The organism is Pseudomonas sp. KBW05, from assembly GCF_003852405.1.
In the GTDB taxonomy this organism is placed as follows: domain Bacteria; phylum Pseudomonadota; class Gammaproteobacteria; order Pseudomonadales; family Pseudomonadaceae; genus Aquipseudomonas.
Window position 1 is genome coordinate 79,930 of the sequence record NZ_QAJM01000023.1, and the last position, 23,440, is coordinate 103,369.

Genomic DNA, 23,440 nt, shown 5'->3' on the forward strand with positions numbered 1-23,440 from the left:
GCCTCAAGCGCGCCGTTGTTTGCGCTTCTTCCATTGATGAGCGACCCACCAGCGCCAATACAGCATGGTCAGGCAATAGGCCAGGGCGCCCAACACCAGGCCCAGCACCACTGAACCCAGCAGGAACGGCTGCCACAAGGTACTCAGCTGGCCGCTGATCCATTCCCAGGTGAGGTCATCCGGCAGGCTGCGCGGCGGTACATTCATCAGCCAGGCGCCGGTCAGGTACGTGCAGAAAAACACCACCGGCATGGTGATCGGGTTGGTCAGCCACACCAGGCTGACGGCAATGGGCATATTGCCGCGCACCACGATGGCCAGCACGGCCGCCAACAGCATCTGCAAGGGGATCGGGATAAACGCCGCGAACAAACCCACGGCCATGGCCCGCGCCACCGAGTGTCGGTTCAGGTGCCAGAGGTTGGGATCATGCAGCAGGGTGCCGAGGAATCGTAAGGACTTGTGTTCCCTGATACTGGTCGGGTCGGGCATGTAGCGTTTGAATAAGCGCCGGGGCATAAGGGGTCCAGGTCAGTTCGAGGGGCAAGTATGCCCGCATTCTATAAACAGAAAATTCAGACTTTGTGACAAAACATCATAGGCCGTGCTCGGCGTCCGGCTAAGACTGAGTGGATCACTTGAAAGGGATGATCCATGAGAGCAGGGATGTTCGCGTTTGCATTGGGGTTGCTGGCGTTGCGCTATTTGCCGGCATTGCCATCTGTCGGCTGGCTGTTCGCCATGTTGGTGGTGGCATTGATGTTGTTGCCGTTTCGTACGTATTGGCTGGCGTTCTTCCTACTGGGCTTGAGTTGGGCCTGCCTGAGTGCGCAGTGGGCGCTGGATGATCGGCTGCGGCCGACACTGGACGGGCAGACGCGCTGGCTGGAGGGGCGTGTTGTCGGGTTGCCGCAGCAGACGGGCAGCGGTGTGCGTTTCGAACTGGCTGACAGTCGGTCGCGCCATGCCCGCTTGCCCAAGCGTATCCAGGTGTCCTGGCACGGCGGGCCGCCCGTGCGCAGCGGTGAGCGCTGGCGCCTGGCGGTCACGCTCAAGCGGCCCTCCGGGTTACTCAATTTTCATGGCTTTGACCGCGAAGCCTGGCTGCTGGCCCAGCGCATTGGCGCCACGGGCTCGGTAAAGGATGGCGTGCGCCTGACGCCGGCGCGCAATGCCTGGCGCGACAACGTGCGCCAGCGCCTGCTGGCCGTGGATGCCCAGGGCCGTGAAGCGGCGGTGGCGGCCCTGGTGCTGGGCGACGGCTCCGGGCTGGCGCCCCAGGATTGGCGGGTGCTGCAGGCCACCGGCACGGTGCATCTGCTGGTGATTTCCGGCCAGCACATTGGCTTGCTCTCGGGCCTGATCTACGGGCTGATCGCCGGGATGGCGCGTTACGGTTGCTGGCCGCGAACATTGCCTTGGCTGCCGTGGGCCTGTGGCCTGGCCTTTGCCGCAGCGTTGGGTTACGGCTTGCTGGCGGGGTTCGGTGTGCCGGTGCAGCGCGCTTGCGTGATGGTCGGGCTGGTATTGTTGTGGCGTTTGCGGTTTCGGCACTTGGGGGTGTGGTGGCCGTTGTTGCTCGCGCTCAATGGGGTGTTGGTGCTTGAGCCGTTGGCCAGTCTGCAAGCGGGGTTCTGGTTGTCGTTTGCGGCGGTTGCGGTACTGGTGCTGGCATTTAGCGGGCGTTTGGGGGCGTGGAGTTTCTGGCACGTGTGGACCCGTCCGCAGTGGCTGATTGCTATCGGTTTGTTGCCGATCTTGCTGGTGCTGGGCTTGCCCATCAGCCTCAGCGCGCCGTTGGCCAATCTGTTCGCGGTGCCGTGGATCAGCCTGGTGGTGTTGCCATTGGCATTGCTGGGGACTGCGCTGTTGCCGGTGCCATGGCTGGGCGAGGGGCTGTTGTGGTTGGCGGGCGGTGCACTTGATGGGCTGTTCAAGGGCCTTGAACTGTTGGCCGGGCAAGTGCCGGCGTGGGTCCCCGGCGAGGTCCCCTTGGGGTACTGGCTGATCAGCCTGTTGGGCGCGGTGTTGCTGCTGCTGCCCAAAGGCGTACCGTTTCGACTGCTGGGCTGGCCGATGCTGCTGTTGGCGGTGTTCCCACCCAGGGAGCCGGTGCCCCATGGCCAGGTGGACGTGGTGCAACTGGATGTGGGGCAGGGCCAGGCGTTGATCCTGCGTACCCGCAACCATACCTTGCTGTACGACGCAGGCCCGCGCTTGGGGATGGCCGACATGGGTGCGCAGGTGGTGCTGCCCGCCTTGAAAAAACTCGGGGTAGGGCAGTTGGACCTGATGCTGCTCAGCCATGCGGATGCCGATCACGCGGGTGGCGCGGCGGCTGTGGCTCGTGGGCTGGCCATCCGTCGCGTGGTAGGTGGCGAGACCGAAGGCTTGCCGGCGTTTCTCGGCACCCAGCCGTGTGTGAGCGGGGAACGTTGGGAATGGGATGGCGTGGTGTTTGAACTATGGCAATGGCCTGATGCTATTGAAGGCAATGCGAAGTCCTGCGTGTTGCAGGTCCAGGCCAGTGGCGAGCGGCTGTTGCTGACCGGCGATATCGACCGCGCCGCCGAGCGGGCCTTGCTCGCATCGCCCCTGGCGGTACCGACTGATTGGCTGCAAGCGCCCCATCATGGCAGCCGCAGCTCCTCGTCCTGGCCCTTTGTACAGCGGCTCTCGCCCACGTCAGTGCTGATTTCCCGAGGTAGAGGCAATGGGTTCGGTCATCCTCACCGGCAAGTGATAGAGCGGTATCAGGCGCTCGGCAGCCGGATCTACGACAGCGCCGAACAGGGTGCCGTGCGCTTGCGGTTGGGGGCCTTCGCACCACCGGTTGTTGCGCGCAGTCAACGTCGCTTCTGGCGCGAAGCGTTACCCTCAGGGCCTGTGGTCGGCGAACCCCGCTGACGAACCGATATGGTAAAGTGGCGCACTTTTTCAAGGGGACATTCACTGTGTGGGAATTGGTCAAATCCGGCGGCTGGATGATGTTGCCGATCATCATGAGTTCTATCGCCGCACTCGGCATCGTTGCCGAACGCCTGTGGACCCTGCGCGCCAGTCGCGTCACCCCCGAACACCTGCTGGGGCAGGTCTGGGGCTGGATCAAAAGCAAACAGCTCGACAAGGAAAAACTCAAGGAACTGCGGGCCAATTCGCCCTTGGGTGAGATCCTCGCCGCTGGCCTGGCCAACTCCAAGCATGGTCGCGAGATCATGAAAGAGTGCATCGAAGAGGCCGCCGCCCGGGTTATTCATGAACTGGAGCGCTATATCAATGCCCTCGGCACCATCGCCGCCATGGCGCCATTGCTCGGTTTGCTGGGCACTGTACTGGGCATGATCGACATCTTCAGTTCGTTCATGGGCTCGGGCATGACCACCAACGCCGCGGTGCTGGCCGGTGGTATTTCCAAGGCGTTGATCACCACCGCTGCCGGCCTGATGGTCGGTATTCCTTCAGTGTTCTTCCACCGTTTCCTGCAACGGCGCATCGATGAGTTGGTGGTGGGCATGGAGCAGGAAGCCATCAAGTTGGTGGAAGTGGTGCAGGGCGACCGTGATGTGGACCTGGTCGAGGGCAGAGCGTGAAATTTCGCCGCAAGCAACGGGAAAACGTTGATATCAACCTTGCGTCGCTGATCGACGTGGTGTTTATCCTGCTGCTGTTTTTTGTCGTCACCACCACCTTCACCCGCCAAACCGAGTTGCGCGTCGATTTGCCGGAAGCGGTCAGCGGCTCGCCGGCAGAAGACCAGCAGGTCAAGCAACTGGACATCGCCATCAGCGCCGACGGCGTGTTTTCGGTGAATAACCAGTTGCTGGCGAAGAACGACCTTGCCAGCCTGATGGACGCCTTGCAGAAGGAGTCCGGCGGCGACACCAAGATGCCGCTGTCGATCAGTGCCGATGGCAAGACCCAGCATCAGGCGGTGATCACGGCGATGGATGCGGCCGGCAAGCTCGGTTTCAGCCATCTGCGCATGACCACTGTCGAGGCGGCGAGCCAACCCTGATGGCCATGTCTGATCGTTTACTCAAGGCCTGGTATGAAGGGCATCCGGCTCTCGCGTTGCTGCGCCCGCTGGAGGCGCTGTATCGCCGGGTAGTGCAGGGCAAGCGCGCGCGCTTCCTGGCGGGTGAAGGCCAGATCTACCAATCGCCCGTGCCGGTGGTGGTGGTCGGTAATATCACGGTGGGTGGCACCGGCAAGACGCCGTTGATCCTGTGGCTGATCGAGCACTGTCGCCGCAGCGGGTTGCGGGTGGGCGTGGTCAGTCGTGGCTATGGCGCCAAACCGCCGCAGTTGCCGTGGCGGGTCGAAGCCAGCCACAGCGCCGAAGTCGCCGGCGATGAGCCGTTGCTGATCGTGCAGCGGTGCGGTGTACCGCTGATGATCGACCCGGACCGTAGCCGTGCCGTCCAGGCCTTGCTGGCCAGTGAAACCCTGGACCTGATCCTGTCCGATGACGGCCTGCAACACTATCGCCTGGCCCGCGACCTTGAGCTGGTGCTGATCGACGCTGCCCGCGGTCTCGGCAACCGCCGTTGCCTGCCGGCCGGGCCGTTGCGCGAGCCGGTGGAGCGCCTGCAGAGCGTCGATGCGCTGCTCTATAACGGCGCGGCAGCCGATCGCGAAGATGGCTTTGCCTTTCGCCTGCAACCCACGGCGTTGGTCAACCTGCAAACCGGTGAGCGCCAAGCGGTCGAGCATTTTCCAGCGGGGCAGCGGATACACGCGGTCGCCGGTATCGGCAACCCGCAACGTTTCTTCAACACCCTTGAAACGCTACACTGGCAGGCGATACCCCATGCGTTTGCCGACCATGCGCCCTACAGCGCAGAGGTCTTGAATTTTATGCCGTCATTGCCGCTGGTCATGACCGAGAAGGACGCGGTGAAGTGCCGCGCCTTTGCCCAGCCCGACTGGTGGTACCTTGCGGTGGATGCGGTGCCGTCGCCGGCGTTCGTCGCCTGGTTCGACACGCAGCTGATGCGTCTGTTGCCCGCCCGTCTCTTGCCTTAACTGCTTCTTTCCAGGAAACACTCATGGACACCAAATTGCTCGACATCCTCGCTTGCCCGATCTGCAAAGGCCCGCTCAAGCTCAGCGCCGACAAAACCGAGCTGATCAGCAAAGGCGCCGGCCTGGCCTATCCGATCCGTGATGGCATCCCGGTTATGCTGGAAAGCGAAGCCCGCACTCTGACTTCCGATGAGCGCCTGGATAAATGACCACCGCCTTTACCGTTGTCATTCCTTCGCGCTTTGCCTCGACGCGCCTGCCGGGCAAGCCGCTGCAATTGATCGGCAAAAAGCCGATGATCCAGCTGGTGTGGGAACAGGCCTGCAAAAGCAGCGCTGAACGGGTTGTAGTCGCCACTGATGACCCACGCATCATCGCCGCCTGCCAGGGCTTTGGCGCCGAAGCGGTGCTGACCCGCGAAGACCACAACTCCGGTACCGATCGCCTGGCCGAAGTGGCCACGCAACTGGGCCTGGCTGACGACGCCATTGTGGTGAACGTGCAAGGCGATGAGCCGCTGATCCCGCCAAGCGTCATCGACCAAGTGGCCGCCAACCTCGCGGCCCACGGCGAAGCGCGCATGGCGACGCTGGCCGAGCCGATCGAAGACATCGACACCCTGTTCAACCCGAACGTGGTGAAAGTGGTCAGCGACATCAATGGCCTGGCGCTGACGTTCAGCCGCTCGACCCTGCCTTGGGCGCGCGACGCCTTCGCCAAGCACCCTGACGTATTGCCAGAGGGCGTGCCGTACCGTCGTCACATCGGCATCTATGCCTACCGTGCCGGCTTCCTGCATGACTTCGTCAGCTGGGGCCCGTGCTGGCTGGAAAACACCGAATCCCTGGAACAACTGCGTGCCTTGTGGCATGGCGTACGTATCCACGTGGGTGACGCCCTGGAAGCGCCGCCTGCGGGTGTGGACACGCCGGAAGACCTTGAGCGCGTCCGTCGCCTGCTGGGGGCGTGATGGAAGTCCTGTTTGTCTGCCTGGGCAACATCTGCCGCTCGCCAACGGCCGAAGGTGTGTTGCGCCACAAATTGCGCGACGCGGGGCTGGCTGGGCAGGTCGAGGTCGCGTCCGCCGGTACGGGTGACTGGCATGTCGGCAACCCACCGGACCAGCGCAGCCAGCGCGCGGCGTTGGCGCGCGGTTACGACTTGTCGGCGCAGCGTGCGCAACAGGTCAGCCGTGCCGACTTCGCGCGCTACGACCTGATCCTGGCCATGGACCACAGCAACCTGCGCAACCTGAAGGCGCTGCAGCCGGGGCAGGGCAAGGCACAGTTGGACTTGTTCCTGCGCCGCTATGACGCTGAGGTTGACGAGGTGCCAGACCCTTACTACGAAGGCGAACAGGGCTTCGAACGGGTCCTGGACCTGATCGAACACGCCTGTGATTTATTGGTGATCGAAATCAAGGGGCGGCTATGACCTTGCAAGTGCTCTCGCAGGTATCCCTCAAGCCCTTCAACAGCTTTGGCATCGACGTGCGTGCCCAACTGTTTGCCGAAGCCCACAGCGACGCGGACGTCCGTGAGGCCTTGGCCTACGCGGTTACGCAAGCGCTGCCGCTGCTGGTGATCGGTGGTGGCAGCAATTTGTTGCTGACTCAGGATGTTCCGGCGCTGGTGCTGCGTATGGCCACCCAGGGTATCCGGGTGCTGCACGATGACGGCAAGTCTGTGGTGGTCGAAGCGGAAGCAGGCGAAGCCTGGCACCCGTTTGTGCTGTGGACCCTGGAGCAAGGTTTTTGTGGGTTGGAAAACCTCAGCCTCATCCCAGGTACCGTTGGCGCGGCACCGATGCAAAACATCGGCGCCTATGGCGTCGAGATCAAGGACGTATTCGCCGGCCTGACCGCCCTGGATCGCCATACCGGCGAACTGCGGGATTTCAGCCTGGAAGAATGCAACTTCGCCTATCGCGACAGCCTGTTCAAGCACGAAACCGGGCGCTGGTTGATCCTGCGTGTGCGTTTTGCCTTGAGCCGCACCAGCCATCTCAAGCTTGATTACGGCCCGGTGCAGCAGCGTCTGGCCGGGCAGGGCATCTCTGAGGCGACGCCGAGCGATGTGAGCCGCGCCATTTGCAGCATCCGCCGCGAAAAACTGCCAGATCCGGCAGAGCTGGGGAATGCTGGCAGCTTCTTCAAGAACCCGTTGGTCTCCCAGGTGCTCGCGACCGAATTGCAGGCGCGATACCCCGACCTGGTGGCTTACCCGCAGGCCGATGGCCAGATGAAACTCGCTGCCGGTTGGCTGATCGACAAGGCCGGCTGGAAGGGCTTCAGGGACGGTGATGCCGGCGTACACGCGCTGCAAGCGCTGGTACTGGTCAACTACGGTGCTGCCACGGGGCACGATATTGCGAACCTGGCGCTGCGTATCCAGCGAGACATTGCTGAGCGTTTCAAGGTCGAACTGGAAATGGAACCCAACCAGTACTGACCCCTTGAAAACAAAAAAGCCCCGTATCTTTCGATACGGGGCTTTTTTTTGCGTTACTTGGATCAGTCGTCGCGGCTCATGATGCCGAAGATCTGCAACAGGCTGATAAACAGGTTGTAGATCGACACATACAGGCTGACGGTCGCCATGATGTAGTTACGCTCACCGCCGTGGATGATGGCGCTGGTCTGGAACAGGATGCACACCGAGGAGAACAGCACAAAACCCGCGCTGATCGCCAGTTGCAGGCCGCTGATCTGGAAGAACATGCCTGCAACCACGGCCGCCAGCAACACGAAGAAACCCGCGGTGATGAAGCCGCCGAGGAAGCTCATGTCCTTACGGGTAATCAGCACGTAGGCCGACAGGCCGCCAAACACCAGCGCCGTCATGGCAAATGCCGAGCTGACCACTTCCGCGCCGCCGGCCATGCCGAGGTAACGGTTAAGGATCGGGCCGAGGATAAAGCCCATGAAACCGGTCAAGGCAAACGCCGACACCAGGCCCCAGGCCGAGTCACGCAGCTTGTTGGTCAGGAAGAACAGACCGTAGAAGCCGATCAACACGACAAAGATATTCGGATAGCCAACGCGCATCTGCTGCGCCACGAACGCCATCACGCCGCTGAATGCGAGGGTAAGGGCGAGCAAGCCGTATGTGTTGCGCAACACGCGGCTGACTTCAAGCTGCTCAGCCTGCGCGTTGCCATTCACTGCGTAATTCTGTTCGCGCATGGCGACACTCCTTCAGTTTTGAAACGTTCAGTCGCAAAGATCATAACAGACGCTCTGTAACAAGCGATGCCGAGAGTTTGACAGTGTGTTTCATTCGGGTATTATGGCGCCCGCTGAGACAGGATGGTCTACTCTAATCCTGTGATGCAAAAGGGAAATTGGCAGAGTGGTTGAATGCACCGGTCTTGAAAACCGGCGAACGTTAATAGCGTTCCCAGGGTTCGAATCCCTGGTTTCCCGCCAAGATTCAAACAAAAGCCCCGCAATGTGGGGCTTTTGTGTTTTTGGGGTTTGGGTGGAACGCGGCGGTTTTTCAGAGGCGTTCCGAAACTTTCGGGTAGGCGTTCCGAAACTTTGCCTATTTTGATGGTTTAGCAGTGGCGCCGATCCTCCTGTAAACCCGCTTCGTGATCTCCTGCTTGCTGTGTCCAAGTAGCAGGCTTGCGTCGCCAATATCGATGATTTCCGATGCTGCTTTAGGTCGGATGTCGCGAAACTGAAAACCGCCAATCTTCGCGGCGAGGAGGGGATCGCCCTCTTCGACTGCTTTGGCGCAAGCTTTTTCCCGCGCCTTGTCCCAGCGCAAGCGCAGCATTCCCTTCGTCATCCGCTTTCCGTGCCTGTTTATCAGCAAGTACTTCGAGAGGTGACCGGCATTCCTCTCCGTAATTTCCCGAATCAGCCTACCCAAGCTGTTTTCTCCCTCCTCTGTGCACATCAGGATCCTTAGCTTCAGCCCCGTTTTGCCTTGCGTGACCAAGAAGTAGTCGCCCTCAACGTCGTCCCTGCGCATGGCGATCACGTCTGCTGGCCGCTGGCCTGTCAGGTAGCCCAGGTCCATGGCTTCCTTGAGTTCCGGCTCAGCCATCCCGTAGACCGCATCCCAAACCGCGGCGTTGGCGTAGTAATCACGTGGTGTTTCCTTGTTCTTGCGGATGCCCTGGCACGGATTCTCCCGCTCGGTCAGGCCCCATTCCCGCGCCATGTTGAACACGTGGGAGAGTAGGGCGATCTCCCGATTCGCCCGTACTTTGGCGGTACGGGCGTCGCGGTATCCGGCGATACTGGCTGGTGTGATTGAGTCGATGGGCGCCCCGTCGAACATGGGCCGCAATTGTTTGAGCTCGGCTAGGTTGTCCTTCTGGGTACGCTCGCCTTTTTTCGGAATGACGTCGCGGGCGTATCGATCAAAGATCCCCTTCATCATCGTCAGATCGGCTGGCTTTTCTTTGGACTCAAGCTCTGCCCACTTCAATCGGGCTTTGCTCAAATCTCCCCCAAGCGGGATCTCCTTTCCCGTTGAGTCTCTGTAGTAATAACCCACCCAAACTTTACCGTTCTTACGAGGGCGTTTTCTCCGCACCATTCCCGGCGGTAAGTCCCTGTTCTCAGTGTTTCGAGGTCGCATCTCAGTTCACCCTGGAGAAGTCAGGTGTCCAAGCTGGTCTCGCCGGCGGTGTGCTCTGTTCTGCGAACGTTGGACTGGTCATGCCAAGCTTCATACGAGCGTACATTCGCCCGACCAATGGGCGGCCACCACGGCTCTCAACGAATACCCAATTGCGGTCGTTGAGCCATCTCCGTTGATGGGCACGCTGCTTGTATCCAGTCAGGTCGGCCAGTTCTTCGTCCGAGAAAATTTCAGTTTCTAAAGTTCTGGTGAGTGAATGGTGCGTATACCCCAAGGCAGGCTGCGCGAGCGGGCGTTCCTGAGCGTTTAGCGTTGCATCAGCGAGCGCTGCCCCGCGCAGCTTTTCGTGGGGTACACGTGCCTCGGCAGTGGCGCTGGAAGGAGCAGTAATGCCTGCTGCTGCGCAGCAGAGACTGTTTGTTTCTAGCGTGTCGCCACCATTGGCTATGCGGAGCAAAGCGGGCAGGGCGTTGGTGTTGTCCTGGTGGTTCTTCATGCCGCTTTCCTCCGGTGTTCGATAGCGAGCTGGTCCATCAGGCGCTGGTGGTAGGTGAGTCGGGCTTCTGCGGCAGGCCATGAACGGATGGTTTCGGCCATGGGTTCGATGCCGACCAAGCAATCCCAGATAGCCGGATCTGTTGGCATGAGGTCGCGGCGTTCGGTCGCCAGTGCAATCAGGTCGGCCTTGTAGATGCAGGCGGGGAGTTCTGGAGCGATGTCGAAACGCTCGCAAATACGCCACCAGATGCAGTCCTCGAAGTGCTGGTAGGCGCTAAGCCACTGCTTGAGTGGCCGTGTCATGTCGCCCACGTACGCCTCGGCGGCATCGTGGAGCAAGGCCGCGAGCTTGTACTCTTCCGGCACCAGCTCGGCGACGATGCAGCTGTGCTGGGCCACGCTGTAGAACTCGCGGGTGTGGCCGTTGAAGCGGCACAGGTGGGCCAGCGAGTGCGAGATGTCCCGTGGGTCGATCATGTCGGCGTCGGGCTCGAACAGGTCGAAGCGCTTGCCGGTGGAGGTGAGGATCCAGTTCATGCGGCTTCCCTCACCAGATCGGCCAGTAGCAGGGCGTTGGCGGTGGCCTTGTAGAGCTGACGCAGGGCGTCGTGGCCGATCAGCGCTTTCAACTGGTGGTCGAGTTCCTTGTTGTAGCGGGTCAGTTCGCGCAGCTCCTGGGTTGCCTTGGTGTGCTGCTGTTGCAGTGTGCCGGCGGCCTGAGGTGTCAGGCGAAGCATTTGGATGGCCTGGCTCATGCAGCGTCCTCCTGAAAGAAGGAGTCCAGCCCTGTTGCCATGTTCAAGGCTTTGTCACGCAAGGCAAGGGCCTGTGATGCCTGGCTTTCTGCTTTAACCGCTCGGAAGGTATCAGCGGCTAGCTTGAGCTTTTCTGCTATGGCGAGAAGGTCGAGGCGGTCTTGTGGTTCTCGGTGCAATATTTGTTCAAGACGCTGGCAACGCGTCGACACCTTTTCGATAGAGCGTGCGTACGCGGCTGAGGCATCGTCCTGCCCCATGGTGAAACCATCAGAATGGCCGTCTTCGTAACCGTCATTTTTACCGTCAGTGAGGCCGCCTCGGTAGCCGGTCCAATAGAGGATTGCGGCGGCGGTAATGAGGCTAATTAGTGCGCAAATTTGAATTGCAGTCATGTGGTGTGCTCCTAGTAGTTTCGTGGCTGGTGGTGGCAGCCGTTGGGGTTACTGGTCCTGCTCGGTTGAATCGTTTTGTGGCCGCGGCATGTCTTCGTCTGCTCGGTAAGCGCGGATGTCGATCAGTGCTGCGACGTGTTTGATGTGGGCATACCGGATCGCCTTGACGCTGTGGTCCAAGGTGGTCACCGGCAGTTGAATACGGCCGCTGTTGATCGCCTCGGTGAAGGTCTTTTCGTTGAGGTTCTTGAAGTAATGCACGCGCAGCTTTTCCAGGGGGATAAGCACGTCGCCGAAAAGTTGATGCAGCATCTCGACGGTGGCGCTATCCGGCGCGGGTTGCAGTCGTAGCGGTGTCTGGCTGGTGTTGCTCATGGGCTGCGGCCTCCCTGCGTTTGAGTCTTGAGGGGTGGTTCCAGGCGTTCAGGCAATGGCGTTTGGTCAGCTCCCGCAGATGTTCCGGCACTTCGAGGAGCGCAGCGTTGCGCTCCTCGCGTGTGCTCATGGCGACGATCTGGCGGGCGTATTCCCTAGGCCACGTCACGGTTGTCTGCCGGGATGGCTGGAAGTTCGAGTCCCAGTTGGTCGGCGAGCCAGCGGATGCCGGCTTGTCGGACCTTGGTCGACTGGCTGTACTGCATGCCGGCGGTCTCGTGGAACCAGTTGCTGTCCTTAACGCGCAGGTACTCGCGATCCCGCACAGGGAAGGTCGGTAGGTTGCGGTCGTTCAGCAGACCTTTTTCGCGCATTAGTGCAATCAGCTTTGGGCGTGTCAGGCCGAAGTACTTGGCGGCTTTTTCAAGGCTGCGTTCCATCGCGATCTCCTAGGCTGCATGCGCGGCAGGAGTCGCCACGGCAGCCAGGTGGGTGATGGATTCGGCGACCATGGAGTAGATCTCCACGTCGCTGCCGTACACCGTGAAGCACTTGGAGCGCGGCTTTCTGACGCCGATGCTCATGATGGTGGTGATGCCGGTGCGGGATTTGTTGCGGTGGATCGCCAGGTTGATTGGTTGCTCAAAACCCATGTCGAGGCTGAGCGCGCCGCCGGTTCGCACCAGGTCGAACACCTGTTGCCTGTGCTCCGTTTCAAACACACCGTAACGGCGATCAGCGTGCGGCGTGGCAGGGTTGGAAGGCCCGTTGACGATCTCTTCAATGAAGTCCGCAAGCTTGAGGTGCATCTTCTTGCTGTTGGTCAGGGTCAGCGTGTGGCGTTCGCTGCCTAGTTCAACGGTGAAGTGCGTGTCGGCAATGCGGCGTTCGACTTTCAGGCGAAAGGACAGGGCTTGGCGCTGTGTTTCGGTGCGGAGGAGGTGGTTAAAGGTTTCGGTCAGGCTGACCTGGGCCTTGAGCAAGGCCAGGGTGCGGTTGTCGAGTTTGTACTTGCTCATGCCGCTTGCCCTCCGCCGTTCGGATCGAACGGAGCAGGTGCGGAGCGCTGTTTCAGCTTGGGTTTGGACGCGATGAAGGCGCAGCCGCAGTCTTGTGCCAGGCGGCGGATTTCGAAGATGCGGGAGGGGTTAGCAGCGGCCGGGTGGACGTGCAGGGTGGCTGTGGTGTGCATGGTGTTGCCTCGCTCTGTGGTGGAAGAGTGAGGCGAATATCAACTGATAGTTGATTTTTGTCAATGATGTCCATCGTTTGATGGCAAATTGCTTCCTCCGTCTGTACGCTTTAATCAACCTCAATGGAATGTAAAGGGTGTAAAAATTGATCCATTCATGTGAGTTTCAAGGGAAAACGATAAAGTTTTATAATGATAATGTGGTAGACGGTAGAAATATTTTTACTACGATTGTCGGGAAAAATGGTTCTGGTAAAAGTCGTCTTTTAAGGCATTTGATTACAACTTGTATTAATCTTTATAAGCAAGCTGGAGTGCCTGTAACTTTGTTGGAGAGTATTAATGCATCTCAAGAAATCCCTAGTAATATAATTGCTCTTTCGACAAGTCCGTTCGATAGGTTTCCTATTGGAAATATGATTGGAGGTGCGCGAGAGGATGCGAGCCTATTAAATGATGTTCAAGGCTATTATTACTATCATGGGCTCAGAGGGCTTTATAGTTCTAATTTAAGCATATCTTTTATGACGCGAATCATCGGTGGAGTGATCAAGGCGCTAACATCAGATAATGGCAGACTTGGTACGGTTCTCGATGTTCTGGATTATTTAGGATACCACAAAAACATTAGGGCTCGTTTTATATGTGGTATTACAAGTTCTATGTTGACGCAACTTGCTTTTTCAGAAGATTTTATGGGGGATCGTGAGAAGCTATATAATCGAGGGGGCGCAGATTTAAAGCGGGTCATCGGTCGATTAGAGGAAATGCCCAATAGCTATAGAGTTGCTGTATTCGATGCGATTAAAAATTATGTTGGAGATCTGCATAAAGGAGGTATAGAAGTCTCTATCTCGGTGGATGGAACTTTAAATGCAATGACTAATTGCCCGATTGAGGGCAATTTTGCGTTGCTCATGGAGTCTGGAGTATTAAGGCTTCGAGATCTAGTGTTGCACAAAAAAAATCTTGAAAAAGGTTTTAGGATTAGCGATGCCAGCTCTGGTGAACAGTGTGTTTTGCTTGCTATGTTGGGTATAGCTTCCAGGATTACAGATGGATCTTTGATTTGCATTGATGAGCCAGAGATCTGTCTGCACCCTGAGTGGCAAGAAAGATACATTAAGCTTTTGATTTCGACTTTTAGAGAGTTTAAGTCTTGTCACTTTATTATTGCGACTCACTCTCCGCAAATCATATCGCGATTAGAGGATGTTAACTGTTTTATACTGGACTTACAGCATAATTTAGTAATGAATGCTGGTGATTATAGTCGGCGCTCGGCCGATTTTCAGTTGGCTCATGTTTTCGGCGCTCCCGGCTACAAAAATGAATATTTGATGCGGGAGCTATTGGCTGTTATTGGCAAGCTCTCTGCAGGCTTGGAGATGGCGGAAGATAAGAAAGAAATGTTCAGGCGGCTCGTAGCACTTAAGCCTGTTTTAGAACCATCGGATCCAGTTTATCAGCTGACGCAGCTTCTTGAGGAAGCACTCGGAGATACTGGTGATGAGTAATAGTACGCCTTATTTGAGTCCGATTGTTTTTGTTGGAAATGAAAAGGCGTATGTAGATGCGTATAATAAAAAGCCGAAGTCGGAAAAAAATGGCGCGACATGGGATGGTGATGATGCTGGTCTGGTAAAAGTTAAAAAAGTAATTAAAGATTATTACCTAAAAATTCAGGATTATACTTGTGCCTATTGCAGACAGAGGATTGAAGTCGGGCATAATGGCGCTTGGGATACTGAACATATAATTCCTAAGGATAGCTATCCTCAGTTTCTATTCGAGCCAGAGAACTTGTGCGTGAGTTGTAAAGATTGCAATGGAGCTAAAACTAATAAGGAAGTATTGAGGCGTAAGGGGCGGGTGAAATTTCCACGAGAAGCTAAAGACTATCTGTTTTGTCATCCTTATTTTCATGTCTACACAGATCACGTCAGAGTAGTAAGGAAGGCTGCTCTTTACCTACCCAAGACTGAAGAGGGTAAGCGGCTAATTGAAATTTGTGGCTTGCTTAGGTTTGTACTGAAGTTTGCTGATTACGACTGTGTAGATGAAGAAATTAGTATGAAATTGATTATGCTTGCTACAGAATTGCAGAATACATCCAGTCCTATGGAGCAGATGGCAATAATGATGCTTGCCAATAAAATGCTTGAAGAGAAAATGCAAGGCATGACCGTGGCTGCGATGAAGAGATATGCCCAAGATTAGAAGCTTAATTATTCGGGTATGAATGAGCCGACTACCTTGCCGCAGATATGCGTCTCCTCCGTAATGTCAATGATTGGATATTGCGGATTGATCGGTCTAAGAAACTGTCGGCCAGCGTCTTCTACCAGTATTTTAAAAGTTGCTTCATTCGTCCGCGGTACTCTCGCAATAACGCGATCTCCTGTTTTTGTCTCAGCTTCAGGATCAACGAAAATTATACAGCCTGTTGGATAGCTTCGGCCTGGTCCTGGATTGGTCATTGAGTCGCCTAAGACTTTTAATGCATAACCGTGAATACTGATGGGGACTGGGCATGACAACCAAGATTCACTATCATAATTCTCAAAGTTTGAAATCGCTTCGCACCAGGCACCAGCTTGAACCCACGAAATCAATGGAACCTTGCCAAAGCGTTGATTGATTTCACTGACGTTGCTTCCGTCACCGTCGTCGAAATTGCGAACGTTGCTTTCGCCTGTCTGCTTTTTCGGTAGCACTCCATACTCTAGCCACTCCCGCCTAACCTTGAGCCAACAGCACAGCGCAGACATGCTGTCTGCCTCGGCCATCGCTTCCCCATTCAGCCACTTGCTGATGGCCTGGGTAGTCTTGTCCACGCCTACGCTTTTCAGCTGACGATGAATATCCACGCCCCGACCCCGACTACGTACGCCGGCATCGTCGAGGGCTTCGTGTAGGCGCTCGCTAAAAGCTGCGCGAAGAGAGTTTTTATCAACCATTGGTTGAGCGTCTCACAAACGTTGCACAATAGTCAGTTGATCTATAACATCAACCGTAAGTTGATAAGTGGAGTTCGTCATGCTTGACCCCGAAGATTTTCCGAGCGCTATTGCGTTCGCGTTTGAGGCCGTAGGCGGCATTGGAGCCGCTGCGAAGGTATGTAATAGAAGCTATCAAGCGCTGAATAAATGGCGTCAGTCTACATGCCTGCCGCGCACGGATTACACAGGTGAAACCCAATATGCTGAGCTGTTGGCCACTGCGGCGAAGCAGAGAGGCAATAAATTCCAAGCTGCTTGGCTGTTGAACGCTTCGGCTCCACAAAAAGCTGCTGCGTAGTAAGAAAAAAGGCGACCCAAAGGCCGCCCAGTTCCTCCCGGCACACACCACCACAGTGCTGTCGGGTCGCGACGGAGGTAGGAGGGCACACCACATGCAAACCACCTCCCTTTATCGCGCTACCAAGACACGGATGTCTTGGGTTGCTGCCTTTTCCACCACAGATTAGGCAGCTGTTGCGCCAGAGGTGAGCAACGGATTGCTCGCCTCGGCACGGTGCCGGTTTCGATCCCTAAGATCTGGCCGGCGTTTGGGCCCTTTCAAGCCACGCGGCAAATGTAACACCACTGCATGTCGCGGGGCACTGGCAACTTAGTAGGATTAATGCCATGAGCCGAGTAGCTTTAAGCTGTGTTGATAGAGCGCAAAGGGAAGTCCTGACGCTCGAATTAGCCCTGTACCACGCCGCACGAGACTATCCCGGCGGTGCCGCTGCAATCGCCGCCACCACCGGCCGCAATGCCACCACCTTGCAGCACAAGTTGTCTCCCACCCATCCCTCCCACACGGTCAACATTCAAGAGTTCGGCGAGATCCTCGAACTGACCAAGGACCGGCGCATCCTCGATGCGGTGCATGCCTTGGTCGGCGATACGACCTGGCAGGAGCTGGCTGAAACCTATACCAGCGACATGCCCGAGACGTTGACCACTGGTATTGCAGGGTACTTCCGGCAGGTGGCCGATCTGGCCGACACCTGGGCCAAGAGCATCGGCGACGGTGTTGTGAGTGATCAGGAACTGGCCGAGATTCGCCTGCAGGTGTTTCGTGGCATTCAGGGGTTGTTGGGGATGTTGAATCGCGCCACCTACGTCAACCAGACAACTCGGGGGACGGACCGTGGCTGATGACATCGACTTTGCAAATGACCTGGTACAGAAGCAGATTGATCAGGCCGTCGAGGCGCGTCTCGCGCTGCTGTCCGACATTGTTCTGCCTTCCTTGATGTTCTGTGATGAATGTGAAGAGCCGATTCCCGAGGGGCGTCGCTTGGCACAGCCCGGTTGCACGCTCTGCATTGAGTGCCAGTCCACTGATGATCTGAGGGCATCCCGTTATGCTCGATGAAGTGCTCAATCAATTCGCCGACTATGGCCTCGAACCCGCCCAGCCCCTGATCTTCGGCAAACTCACCCGCTGCAAAACCACCCAAGACAAGGGCAAGGAAAAAAACGGCTGGTACGTCATCCACGAACACCGCACCGAAAAAAACGAGATTCTGATCTTCGGCAGCTTCGGTGACTGGCGCTCCGGCGACACCCAAAAGATCAAGGTCAAGGCCGGGCGCATGAGCCCCGAAGAGCGCGAAGTCATGCGCGCTCGCCAGGAAGACGCCAAGCGCAAGGCCGCCGAGATCGCTGCCAACGCATCACGCCGAGCGGCCAACCGCGCTGCCGGCCTGTTCAAGCGCATGCCGGAAAAGGGCAAGAGCGCCTATCTGGATCGAAAGCAGATCGTCGGCTTCAAAGTCCGCTATGCGCCACGTACCGGCGCATTTTTGGTGCCCATGTGCAACGTACGCGACCAGATCGTCGGCCTGCAGGTGATCTTCCCCGCGAAGCAAGAGGACACCGGGCGCGACAAAGCGTATTGGCCCTACGGCATGTCGAAAGAGGGCGCCTTTCACCTGATCGGCCCGCACCCTGAACCCGGTGAGCCGGTGCTGGTGTGTGAGGGCTACGCCACCGGCGCCAGCCTGCACATGGCGACCTCGCTCACCGTCGCCATCGCCTTCGATGCGGGCAACCTGCTGCCGGTCTCCAAGGCCATGCGCGAGCGTTTCCCCGGTTGCCCCCTGATCATCTGCCGGGACGACGACTGGAAGACCAAACGCCCCAACGGTGACGCCTGGAACCCAGGCGAAGAGAAGGCCGCCAACGCCGCGCTGGTCGTCGGCGGTCAAGTGGTCGCCCCGGTGTTCTCCGGCGAGCGCGAGGTCAAGTGGACCGACTTCAACGACCTGCACGTTGCCGAAGGTTTGGAGGCCGTCCGCCGCCAGGTGCTGGCGGTGGTCAAGCCTCCCGCAGCGGGCGGTTGGAAAGATCAACTAGCCCGCACCGAAAACGGCTCCCTGATCGCGCACATGCAAAACGTCGAGCTGATCCTGGGCAACGACGAGCGCTGGGCCGGTGTCATCGGTTACAGCGTGTTTAGCTCCAAGATCGTCAAGCTGCGGTCTGCGCCCTTCGGTGGCGGTGCTGGCGATTGGGCCGACATCGACGACATGCGCGTGATGAAGTGGCTCGCGCAGCAGTACAACCTGCGAGTCAAAGCCTCCCACGTGATCGAGGCGGTCAGCGTCGTCGCCCACGACCACGCCTTCCACCCCGTGCGCGAGTACCTGGAGAAGCTGGAATGGGACCGCGTGCCCCGTATCGAAACCTGGCTGACTGACGTGCTGGGCGTGAATGCCAGCGAGTACTCGGCCAAGGTCGGCAAGCGCTGGCTGATCTCCGCAGTCGCACGGGTGATGCGCCCAGGCTGCAAGGCCGACTCGGTGATGATCCTCGAAGGCGGGCAGGGCGCCGGTAAGTCCACGGCCATGGGCGTCCTCGGCGGCGAGTGGTTCATGGACACGCCGTTTGCCCTCGGTGACAAGGACAGCTTCCAGGCGATTCGCGGCAAGTGGATTGTCGAGCTGGGCGAGCTGGACAGCTTTAACAAGGCTGAAAGCACCAAGGCCAAGCAGTTCTTCTCCGCGTCAACCGACACTTACCGCGAGAGCTACGGCCGCAGAACGAATGACGTGCCACGCCAGTGTGTTTTCGTGGGCACCACCAACCAAGAGGAATACCTCAAGGACGCCACGGGCAACCGTCGCTACTGGCCGGTGTTCTGCAACAAGGTCGACCTGGAGCAACTGCGCGAGATACGCGACCAGCTGTGGGCCGAGGCGTTGTTCTGCTTCGAGGCGGGCGACATCTGGTGGGTGAACAAGGACGAATCCAAGATGTTCGCCGAGGCCCAGGACGAGCGCTTCGTCGTCGATGAATGGGAAGGGCCGATCCTGGCCTGGATGGAAGAGTCGCAGATCGGCGAGACGGCCACCGGCAACGAGATCCTGACCCAGGCGCTGAAGCTGGACTTCGGGCACTGGGGTAAGCCCGAGCAGATGCGTGTCGGCGCGATCATGCACCGGTTGGGTTGGCGCAAACGGCGTATGCCGGCGTTGCCGAAAAGCGGGGTGCGGCCGTGGGCCTATGAAAAGCCAGCGGGCTGGGGGCGAGCGCCTGCGTTGCAGCAGTCGGTGATTGAGGAGCCTTGCTTTGATTAAGCGAATCGACGAGATGCTCAAACTATGGGCGCAGGATCTGCATTCGCCCGTACCGGAAAACGTGGGCGGGCCGAGTGGCGGCAACATGATCGCCATGCTGATGGATTGCAAAGGGGAGTTGATACGTCGCACGCGGGGTAGTCGGGTGCTGCTGGATGAATCGGCGGACATCGAGCTGATCGTCAAAAAGCACCTTCCGCCCCGGCTCGCCCTGGTCGTGTGGGAGCACTACTGCAACCACGAAAGCTTCCTTTCGCAGAAGCTTCTGCACTGCGCATGCAGCTCGCGGACGTACTACATGCGGCTGCATGACGCCCATGTATTCATCCAGGGGATGCTGATGGGGAAAGCTGCATGACCCTCGGCATCACTCTGCGTGCCTCTGTCCTACTGTCTCGCCTTGTCCGACTCGCCTTTTGCGCAGTTGGACAGGTGCAGGCCGCGCCGTTGTTGACCTGTCCTACTGTCCAACCTTCACCCGCCCCACGCACACATGAGCATAGCGGGCACGTATTCGCGCCCGTAGCGCGCACGCGTGCTTTTAGCTTTCTCTCTATACACAAGAAAAAGGAATAAAAGGTAGGACAGTAGGGCAGAGCCCCGTATTCAGGCGCCTGTAGCTGTCCCACTTCGATCCAGAATAGTGGGACAGGTCAGACAGGGCACCAGAAGCGATAACCGATTGAATGCGTTGTCCCTCCGTTGTACCTGCGTCATACCCCTGTCGCACCCATATTGCGCCATGGCATTAAAACTCCCTTGCTGCCAGTAAAATCCACCTGTAAAAAGTACCCATCTTCGATAGGTGCGACCGCAAGCAGCGGGACACACCACCACACTGAACCCGGCCATTGCGCCGGGTTTTTGCGTTTATGGGGTAGGGCGATGACGAACGAGCAGCAAGCGCTTATTGAGATGCCGATCTGGATGGTGATCGTACTGTCCCTGGTCGGCGGGATTTCAGGCGAGGCATGGCGGGCCGACAAGGCGGGGGTGAGCGGTTGGTCTTTGGTTCGACGCTTGCTGCTGCGGTCCGGGGCCTGCGTGGTCTGCGGGGTTTCCACCGTGATGTTGTTGCATGCCTCGGGCATGTCGGTCCTGGCGGCGGGGAGCATCGGCTGCCTCACCGCGATGGCCGGCGCCGATGTCGCCATCGGCCTGTACGAACGCTGGGCCGCCAAGCGGTTGGGCGTGTGCGATGTGCCGCCCTCGGGGGGCGGTCAAGGGTGATGTGCTGGAGGCCACGTAATACGTGGTCTACATGCCGTTGCACCAAAATGTGGCACCGAAAAGTCGCCGGGGACCCTGGCGATATTCGAGGGACACGGGGCATGAAACCCGCGGGAAAGCGTTAGCGGGTGGGCTGCCAGCTTACTGAAATTCAATCCATTGAAATTGAAAGGTTTCCATTGAAAAGCCGTTGAAAAGGAGGGCTTATGACGGATCCACTGTTCCTGTCTAAAAGCGCTTTCGCGGTTCGCATCGGCAGGACGCCGAGTTACATCACCTGGCTCAAAGGCAACAATCGCCTGGTGCTGTCGCCGGACGGCAAGAAGGTGGACGTGCTGGCAACCGAAGCACTGATCCTCGAAACTGCCGACCCCAGCAAGGCCGCCGTCGCGGCTCGCCACCAGCAAGACCGGCTCCAGCGTGACGTTTACAGCCAGCTGTCCCCCCTGGTCGAGCCGACTAACACGGCTGCGCCGCCGCAGCCTGCTGGCGCGAAGAGCGGGCAACCGGACTTCCAGAAGGCCCGCGCACACCGCGAGTACTACTTAGCCCAGTTGGCCGAGGCCGAGTTCCACAAGGTGCAGGGCTCGCTGGTGGACATGAAGGCAGTCACCACCGGGGCCTACAACGCGGGGCGCATGCTGCGCGATCAACTGCTCAGCATGCCCCCGCAACTTGCCCCCGAACTGGCGGCGATGACCGACCCTTGGGAGATCGAACAGCACCTGACGAAGGCGTTGCGGTTGTCCCTGGAAGAGGCCGAGCGCATGTCCTCGGCCGACCTTGAACGCGATCTGACCCCGACGAGTTAACCCATGCAGACGGAAAAACCTGACGGCGCCGAGGTGTACCGTGAGGCGTATTTCCGTGGGCTGCGTCCAGATCCCAGCCTGTGGGTGGACGAGTGGGCCGACGAGTACATGCGTATCCCGCGTGATACCGGTGCCGCCGAGCCAGGGAAATATCGCACCGTGCGAACGCCGTACGCCCGCGAGCCGATGCGGTGCCTGTCGCCGGCGCACCCGTGCAAGCGTGTGGTCACCATGGTCGCCTCGCAGCTGATGAAAACCCAGATCGCCTTGAACTGGATCGGCGCGCTGATCCACATGGTGCCGTCGAACATCCTCACGCTGCTGCCAAGCCTGGGCCTGGCAAAGCGGGTGTCGTCGCGGATCGGCAAGACCATCAAGGCCACCCCGGTGCTGCGTGAACGTGTGGCGGCCAGCCGCTCGCGGGACTCGCGCAACACCATGGACACGAAGGAGTTCGAGGGCGGCTCGCTGTACGTCACCACCGCCGGCTCTGCGGCCAACCTGGCCGAGCTGTCGGCGCGCTATGTGTACGGCGATGAGATCGACCGCTGGGAGGTAGACGTCGGCGAGGAGGGCGACCCCATCGAGCTGGCGGAAACGCGGGGCAGTACCTTCGGCCGCAACGCCAAGTTCTACTTCTCCAGCTCGCCGACGATCAAGGGCGCCTCGCGCATCGACGATCTATTCGAGGGCAGCGACCAGCGTTACTACTACGTGCCGTGTCCGACCTGCGGGCACATGCAGACCCTGGAGTGGGAACGGCTGCATTACTCCCAGGACTTCAATGTGGTGCACTACGAGTGCGCCGGGCCTGACTGCGATGTGCTGATCGAGGAACACCACAAGGGCGACATGCTCGCCCGTGGTGAGTGGCGCGCCCATGCCAAGGGCGACGGCGAGACGGTCGGCTTCCACCTCAACGCGCTGTATTCACCGTTGGGGTGGACGGGCTGGAAGTCGCTGGCGAAGCAATTCGAGAAGGCGAAAAAGGCCCAGGCCAAGGGCGATCTTGAGCCCATGCAGGTGTTCTACAACACCCGCCTGGCGAAGGTCTGGGACAGTGCGCAAGAGCAGACCAAGGCCACGGTGCTGATCGAGCGGGCACGCCGGGAAGGCTTCTCCCTCGGCGCGATGCCTGCCGCCGTGATGATGATCACCGGCTCCGTGGACGTACAGGCCGACCGCCTGGAGTTCATGGCAATGGGTTGGGGCGTCGGCATGGAACGCTGGGTCATCGATCACCGGGTGATCGCGGGCGACCCTTCGGACGAACGCACCTGGGCGGTTCTGGATGAGTTGCTCAAGGAACGCTACCGGCACCCGTGTGGCGTTGGCCTGGGCATTCTCGCGGTTGCTGTTGACTCCGGCGGTCACCACACGGACGAGGTCTACCAGTTCTGCCGCGTGCGTCGCTGGCGCAACATCTTCGCCATCAAGGGTGCGAGCAAGCCGGGTAAGCCGGTGATTGCTCAGCGGCCGTCCATGGTCGACGTGACCTGGAAGGGCCAGACCGAACGCGGCGGCGCCGAGCTGTGGTTTGTCGGCACCGACACGGCAAAGGACTGGATCTACAACCGCTACCCGTTCGAATCCGGCCCAGGCGCGCTGCACTTTGCCAACGACCTGCCGGACGAGTTCTTCGCCCAGTGCGTGGCCGAGCGCAAGGTCGCCAAGTACGTGCGGGGCCACAAGCGGATCGAGTGGATCAAGGGCAAGGCCGAGCGCAACGAAGCGCTCGACCTGATGGTTTACAACCTGGCGATGGCGCATTACCTCGGTATCAACCGCTACCAGGAACACGATTGGGAGCGGGTGCGACAGTCGCTGGCGCAGTCGGGTTTGTTCGATGAAAAGGTGGTCGCCGCCGAACGTGTCACGGTTGCTGAACAGGCTCCCGCAACACCTCCGCCGCAACCTGTCGCCCAACCGCGACCCGCCGTACCCCCACAACGCCGCAGCTCCACCAGCGGTTACCTGAAGAGACGCTGA

30 protein-coding genes and 1 tRNA gene are annotated in these 23,440 nt (G+C 58.9%); 19 read left to right on the forward strand and 12 right to left on the reverse strand.

Going from position 1 to position 23,440, the window contains the following annotated elements; all coding sequences use genetic code 11:
* Positions 1-3: 3 nt before the first annotated feature.
* Positions 4-519, reverse strand: coding sequence for a DUF2062 domain-containing protein (locus DBR46_RS22105; protein ID WP_124527903.1), 516 nt, complete (start codon positions 517-519; stop codon positions 4-6).
* A gap of 147 nt (positions 520-666) precedes the next feature.
* Here DBR46_RS22105 and DBR46_RS22110 point away from each other — a divergent pair, with 147 nt between their 5' ends.
* Genes DBR46_RS22110 through murB form a run of 8 tightly spaced genes read left to right on the forward strand, consistent with a single transcriptional unit; the run spans position 667 to position 7,475 of the window.
* Positions 667-2,907 carry a ComEC/Rec2 family competence protein gene (locus DBR46_RS22110; RefSeq protein ID WP_124527904.1) on the forward strand — a complete coding sequence of 747 codons (2,241 nt, stop codon included), beginning with the start codon at positions 667-669 and terminating at the stop codon, positions 2,905-2,907.
* A gap of 47 nt (positions 2,908-2,954) precedes the next feature.
* Positions 2,955-3,590: a MotA/TolQ/ExbB proton channel family protein gene (locus DBR46_RS22115; protein ID WP_017736032.1), complete on the forward strand. Its 636-nt coding sequence runs from the start codon at positions 2,955-2,957 to the stop codon at positions 3,588-3,590.
* Positions 3,587-4,015 carry a biopolymer transporter ExbD gene (locus DBR46_RS22120; protein WP_017736031.1) on the forward strand — a complete coding sequence of 143 codons (429 nt, stop codon included), beginning with the start codon at positions 3,587-3,589 and terminating at the stop codon, positions 4,013-4,015. The genes DBR46_RS22115 and DBR46_RS22120 overlap by 4 nt, the downstream gene beginning before the upstream one ends.
* On the forward strand, positions 4,015-5,025 hold the full coding sequence (gene lpxK / locus DBR46_RS22125; protein WP_124527905.1) for a tetraacyldisaccharide 4'-kinase: 1,011 nt from the start codon (positions 4,015-4,017) through the stop codon (positions 5,023-5,025). Before DBR46_RS22120 ends, lpxK begins: the two co-directional genes overlap by 1 nt.
* A 23-nt stretch (positions 5,026-5,048) precedes the next feature.
* Positions 5,049-5,234, forward strand: a complete 186-nt coding sequence (locus DBR46_RS22130) for a Trm112 family protein (RefSeq protein ID WP_017736029.1) — start codon at positions 5,049-5,051, stop codon at positions 5,232-5,234.
* Positions 5,231-5,995: a 3-deoxy-manno-octulosonate cytidylyltransferase gene (kdsB, locus tag DBR46_RS22135; RefSeq protein ID WP_124527906.1), complete on the forward strand. Its 765-nt coding sequence runs from the start codon at positions 5,231-5,233 to the stop codon at positions 5,993-5,995. The genes DBR46_RS22130 and kdsB overlap by 4 nt, the downstream gene beginning before the upstream one ends.
* A complete protein-coding gene (locus tag DBR46_RS22140; protein WP_124527907.1) occupies positions 5,995-6,459 on the forward strand; it encodes a low molecular weight protein-tyrosine-phosphatase in 465 nt (154 codons plus the stop codon). The genes kdsB and DBR46_RS22140 overlap by 1 nt, the downstream gene beginning before the upstream one ends.
* Positions 6,456-7,475 (forward strand): UDP-N-acetylmuramate dehydrogenase, encoded by a 1,020-nt coding sequence (murB, locus tag DBR46_RS22145; protein ID WP_124527908.1) that lies wholly within the window; start codon positions 6,456-6,458, stop codon positions 7,473-7,475. The genes DBR46_RS22140 and murB overlap by 4 nt, the downstream gene beginning before the upstream one ends.
* 62 nt (positions 7,476-7,537) lie before the next feature.
* Here the strand turns inward: murB and DBR46_RS22150 are convergent, their stop codons facing one another.
* Complete coding sequence (locus DBR46_RS22150) at positions 7,538-8,209, reverse strand: Bax inhibitor-1/YccA family protein (RefSeq protein ID WP_003174664.1); 672 nt, start codon at positions 8,207-8,209, stop codon at positions 7,538-7,540.
* A 152-nt stretch (positions 8,210-8,361) separates the two neighbouring features.
* Between DBR46_RS22150 and DBR46_RS22155 the strand changes: the two genes are divergently transcribed.
* Positions 8,362-8,452: transfer RNA gene (locus DBR46_RS22155), tRNA-Ser, on the forward strand.
* A 115-nt stretch (positions 8,453-8,567) separates the two neighbouring features.
* Here DBR46_RS22155 and DBR46_RS22160 read toward each other — a convergent pair.
* From DBR46_RS22160 to DBR46_RS30335, 9 genes are all read right to left on the reverse strand, one after another.
* Positions 8,568-9,617 carry a tyrosine-type recombinase/integrase gene (locus DBR46_RS22160; RefSeq protein WP_124527909.1) on the reverse strand — a complete coding sequence of 350 codons (1,050 nt, stop codon included), beginning with the start codon at positions 9,615-9,617 and terminating at the stop codon, positions 8,568-8,570.
* Position 9,618: 1 nt separating this feature from the next.
* Complete coding sequence (locus tag DBR46_RS22165; RefSeq protein WP_124527992.1) at positions 9,619-9,894, reverse strand: DUF4224 domain-containing protein; 276 nt, start codon at positions 9,892-9,894, stop codon at positions 9,619-9,621.
* Positions 9,895-10,112: 218 nt separating this feature from the next.
* Positions 10,113-10,655, reverse strand: a complete 543-nt coding sequence (locus DBR46_RS22170; protein WP_124527910.1) for a phosphohydrolase — start codon at positions 10,653-10,655, stop codon at positions 10,113-10,115.
* Positions 10,652-10,873, reverse strand: coding sequence for a hypothetical protein (locus DBR46_RS22175; RefSeq protein WP_124527911.1), 222 nt, complete (start codon positions 10,871-10,873; stop codon positions 10,652-10,654). The genes DBR46_RS22170 and DBR46_RS22175 overlap by 4 nt, the downstream gene beginning before the upstream one ends.
* A complete protein-coding gene (locus DBR46_RS22180; protein WP_124527912.1) occupies positions 10,870-11,268 on the reverse strand; it encodes a hypothetical protein in 399 nt (132 codons plus the stop codon). Before DBR46_RS22180 ends, DBR46_RS22175 begins: the two co-directional genes overlap by 4 nt.
* A 48-nt stretch (positions 11,269-11,316) precedes the next feature.
* The gene (locus tag DBR46_RS22185) at positions 11,317-11,643 is read right to left on the reverse strand and encodes a pyocin activator PrtN family protein (protein WP_124527913.1); all 327 of its coding nucleotides are present in this window, start codon (positions 11,641-11,643) and stop codon (positions 11,317-11,319) included.
* Between the two features lie 155 nt (positions 11,644-11,798).
* Positions 11,799-12,083, reverse strand: coding sequence for a phage antirepressor KilAC domain-containing protein (locus tag DBR46_RS22195; protein WP_124527915.1), 285 nt, complete (start codon positions 12,081-12,083; stop codon positions 11,799-11,801).
* Positions 12,084-12,092: 9 nt separating this feature from the next.
* Entirely contained in the window at positions 12,093-12,662 is a 570-nt protein-coding gene (locus DBR46_RS22200; protein ID WP_124527916.1) for a hypothetical protein, read from the reverse strand.
* On the reverse strand, positions 12,659-12,835 hold the full coding sequence (locus DBR46_RS30335) for a hypothetical protein (protein WP_177414109.1): 177 nt from the start codon (positions 12,833-12,835) through the stop codon (positions 12,659-12,661). The genes DBR46_RS22200 and DBR46_RS30335 overlap by 4 nt, the downstream gene beginning before the upstream one ends.
* A 146-nt stretch (positions 12,836-12,981) precedes the next feature.
* On the opposite strand from DBR46_RS30335, the gene DBR46_RS22205 reads away from it, so the two are divergent.
* Together DBR46_RS22205 and DBR46_RS22210 are read left to right on the forward strand one after the other, a co-directional pair.
* Entirely contained in the window at positions 12,982-14,352 is a 1,371-nt protein-coding gene (locus DBR46_RS22205) for an AAA family ATPase (protein WP_124527917.1), read from the forward strand.
* Positions 14,345-15,055, forward strand: a complete 711-nt coding sequence (locus DBR46_RS22210) for an HNH endonuclease (protein ID WP_124527918.1) — start codon at positions 14,345-14,347, stop codon at positions 15,053-15,055. Before DBR46_RS22205 ends, DBR46_RS22210 begins: the two co-directional genes overlap by 8 nt.
* Before the next feature lie 8 nt (positions 15,056-15,063).
* Here the strand turns inward: DBR46_RS22210 and DBR46_RS22215 are convergent, their stop codons facing one another.
* Entirely contained in the window at positions 15,064-15,795 is a 732-nt protein-coding gene (locus DBR46_RS22215; protein WP_124527919.1) for a LexA family transcriptional regulator, read from the reverse strand.
* A gap of 79 nt (positions 15,796-15,874) precedes the next feature.
* On the opposite strand from DBR46_RS22215, the gene DBR46_RS22220 reads away from it, so the two are divergent.
* The 8 genes from DBR46_RS22220 to DBR46_RS22255 all read left to right on the forward strand — a co-directional run bounded on the left by DBR46_RS22220 (position 15,875) and on the right by DBR46_RS22255 (position 23,440).
* On the forward strand, positions 15,875-16,135 hold the full coding sequence (locus tag DBR46_RS22220) for a hypothetical protein (RefSeq protein ID WP_124527920.1): 261 nt from the start codon (positions 15,875-15,877) through the stop codon (positions 16,133-16,135).
* Between the two features lie 329 nt (positions 16,136-16,464).
* Positions 16,465-16,983 carry a phage regulatory CII family protein gene (locus tag DBR46_RS22225; protein WP_177414110.1) on the forward strand — a complete coding sequence of 173 codons (519 nt, stop codon included), beginning with the start codon at positions 16,465-16,467 and terminating at the stop codon, positions 16,981-16,983.
* Entirely contained in the window at positions 16,976-17,203 is a 228-nt protein-coding gene (locus DBR46_RS22230) for a TraR/DksA C4-type zinc finger protein (RefSeq protein ID WP_124527922.1), read from the forward strand. Before DBR46_RS22225 ends, DBR46_RS22230 begins: the two co-directional genes overlap by 8 nt.
* Positions 17,193-19,409 carry a VapE domain-containing protein gene (locus tag DBR46_RS22235; protein WP_124527923.1) on the forward strand — a complete coding sequence of 739 codons (2,217 nt, stop codon included), beginning with the start codon at positions 17,193-17,195 and terminating at the stop codon, positions 19,407-19,409. The genes DBR46_RS22230 and DBR46_RS22235 overlap by 11 nt, the downstream gene beginning before the upstream one ends.
* Complete coding sequence (locus tag DBR46_RS22240; protein ID WP_124527924.1) at positions 19,402-19,767, forward strand: hypothetical protein; 366 nt, start codon at positions 19,402-19,404, stop codon at positions 19,765-19,767. The genes DBR46_RS22235 and DBR46_RS22240 overlap by 8 nt, the downstream gene beginning before the upstream one ends.
* Before the next feature lie 527 nt (positions 19,768-20,294).
* On the forward strand, positions 20,295-20,639 hold the full coding sequence (locus DBR46_RS22245; RefSeq protein WP_122426255.1) for a phage holin family protein: 345 nt from the start codon (positions 20,295-20,297) through the stop codon (positions 20,637-20,639).
* A gap of 206 nt (positions 20,640-20,845) precedes the next feature.
* Complete coding sequence (locus tag DBR46_RS22250) at positions 20,846-21,451, forward strand: terminase small subunit (RefSeq protein ID WP_124527925.1); 606 nt, start codon at positions 20,846-20,848, stop codon at positions 21,449-21,451.
* A 3-nt stretch (positions 21,452-21,454) separates the two neighbouring features.
* Positions 21,455-23,440 (forward strand): phage terminase large subunit family protein, encoded by a 1,986-nt coding sequence (locus DBR46_RS22255; RefSeq protein ID WP_124527926.1) that lies wholly within the window; start codon positions 21,455-21,457, stop codon positions 23,438-23,440.

Coding starts and splice junctions, on each gene's coding strand:
- kdsB (WP_124527906.1), top strand. CDS start 5,231: ATGACCACCGCCTTTACCGTTGTCATTCCTTCGCGCTTTGCCTCGACG.
- DBR46_RS22245 (WP_122426255.1), top strand. CDS start 20,295: ATGACGAACGAGCAGCAAGCGCTTATTGAGATGCCGATCTGGATGGTG.
- DBR46_RS22150 (WP_003174664.1), bottom strand. CDS start 8,209: ATGCGCGAACAGAATTACGCAGTGAATGGCAACGCGCAGGCTGAGCAG.
- DBR46_RS22140 (WP_124527907.1), top strand. CDS start 5,995: ATGGAAGTCCTGTTTGTCTGCCTGGGCAACATCTGCCGCTCGCCAACG.
- DBR46_RS22170 (WP_124527910.1), bottom strand. CDS start 10,655: ATGAACTGGATCCTCACCTCCACCGGCAAGCGCTTCGACCTGTTCGAG.
- DBR46_RS22215 (WP_124527919.1), bottom strand. CDS start 15,795: ATGGTTGATAAAAACTCTCTTCGCGCAGCTTTTAGCGAGCGCCTACAC.
- DBR46_RS22110 (WP_124527904.1), top strand. CDS start 667: ATGTTCGCGTTTGCATTGGGGTTGCTGGCGTTGCGCTATTTGCCGGCA.
- DBR46_RS22195 (WP_124527915.1), bottom strand. CDS start 12,083: ATGGAACGCAGCCTTGAAAAAGCCGCCAAGTACTTCGGCCTGACACGC.
- murB (WP_124527908.1), top strand. CDS start 6,456: ATGACCTTGCAAGTGCTCTCGCAGGTATCCCTCAAGCCCTTCAACAGC.
- DBR46_RS22180 (WP_124527912.1), bottom strand. CDS start 11,268: ATGACTGCAATTCAAATTTGCGCACTAATTAGCCTCATTACCGCCGCC.
- DBR46_RS22210 (WP_124527918.1), top strand. CDS start 14,345: ATGAGTAATAGTACGCCTTATTTGAGTCCGATTGTTTTTGTTGGAAAT.
- lpxK (WP_124527905.1), top strand. CDS start 4,015: ATGGCCATGTCTGATCGTTTACTCAAGGCCTGGTATGAAGGGCATCCG.
- DBR46_RS22220 (WP_124527920.1), top strand. CDS start 15,875: ATGCTTGACCCCGAAGATTTTCCGAGCGCTATTGCGTTCGCGTTTGAG.
- DBR46_RS22160 (WP_124527909.1), bottom strand. CDS start 9,617: ATGCGACCTCGAAACACTGAGAACAGGGACTTACCGCCGGGAATGGTG.
- DBR46_RS22175 (WP_124527911.1), bottom strand. CDS start 10,873: ATGAGCCAGGCCATCCAAATGCTTCGCCTGACACCTCAGGCCGCCGGC.
- DBR46_RS22225 (WP_177414110.1), top strand. CDS start 16,465: ATGAGCCGAGTAGCTTTAAGCTGTGTTGATAGAGCGCAAAGGGAAGTC.
- DBR46_RS22255 (WP_124527926.1), top strand. CDS start 21,455: ATGCAGACGGAAAAACCTGACGGCGCCGAGGTGTACCGTGAGGCGTAT.
- DBR46_RS22200 (WP_124527916.1), bottom strand. CDS start 12,662: ATGAGCAAGTACAAACTCGACAACCGCACCCTGGCCTTGCTCAAGGCC.
- DBR46_RS22105 (WP_124527903.1), bottom strand. CDS start 519: ATGCCCCGGCGCTTATTCAAACGCTACATGCCCGACCCGACCAGTATC.
- DBR46_RS22185 (WP_124527913.1), bottom strand. CDS start 11,643: ATGAGCAACACCAGCCAGACACCGCTACGACTGCAACCCGCGCCGGAT.
- DBR46_RS22250 (WP_124527925.1), top strand. CDS start 20,846: ATGACGGATCCACTGTTCCTGTCTAAAAGCGCTTTCGCGGTTCGCATC.
- DBR46_RS22235 (WP_124527923.1), top strand. CDS start 17,193: ATGCTCGATGAAGTGCTCAATCAATTCGCCGACTATGGCCTCGAACCC.
- DBR46_RS30335 (WP_177414109.1), bottom strand. CDS start 12,835: ATGCACACCACAGCCACCCTGCACGTCCACCCGGCCGCTGCTAACCCC.
- DBR46_RS22130 (WP_017736029.1), top strand. CDS start 5,049: ATGGACACCAAATTGCTCGACATCCTCGCTTGCCCGATCTGCAAAGGC.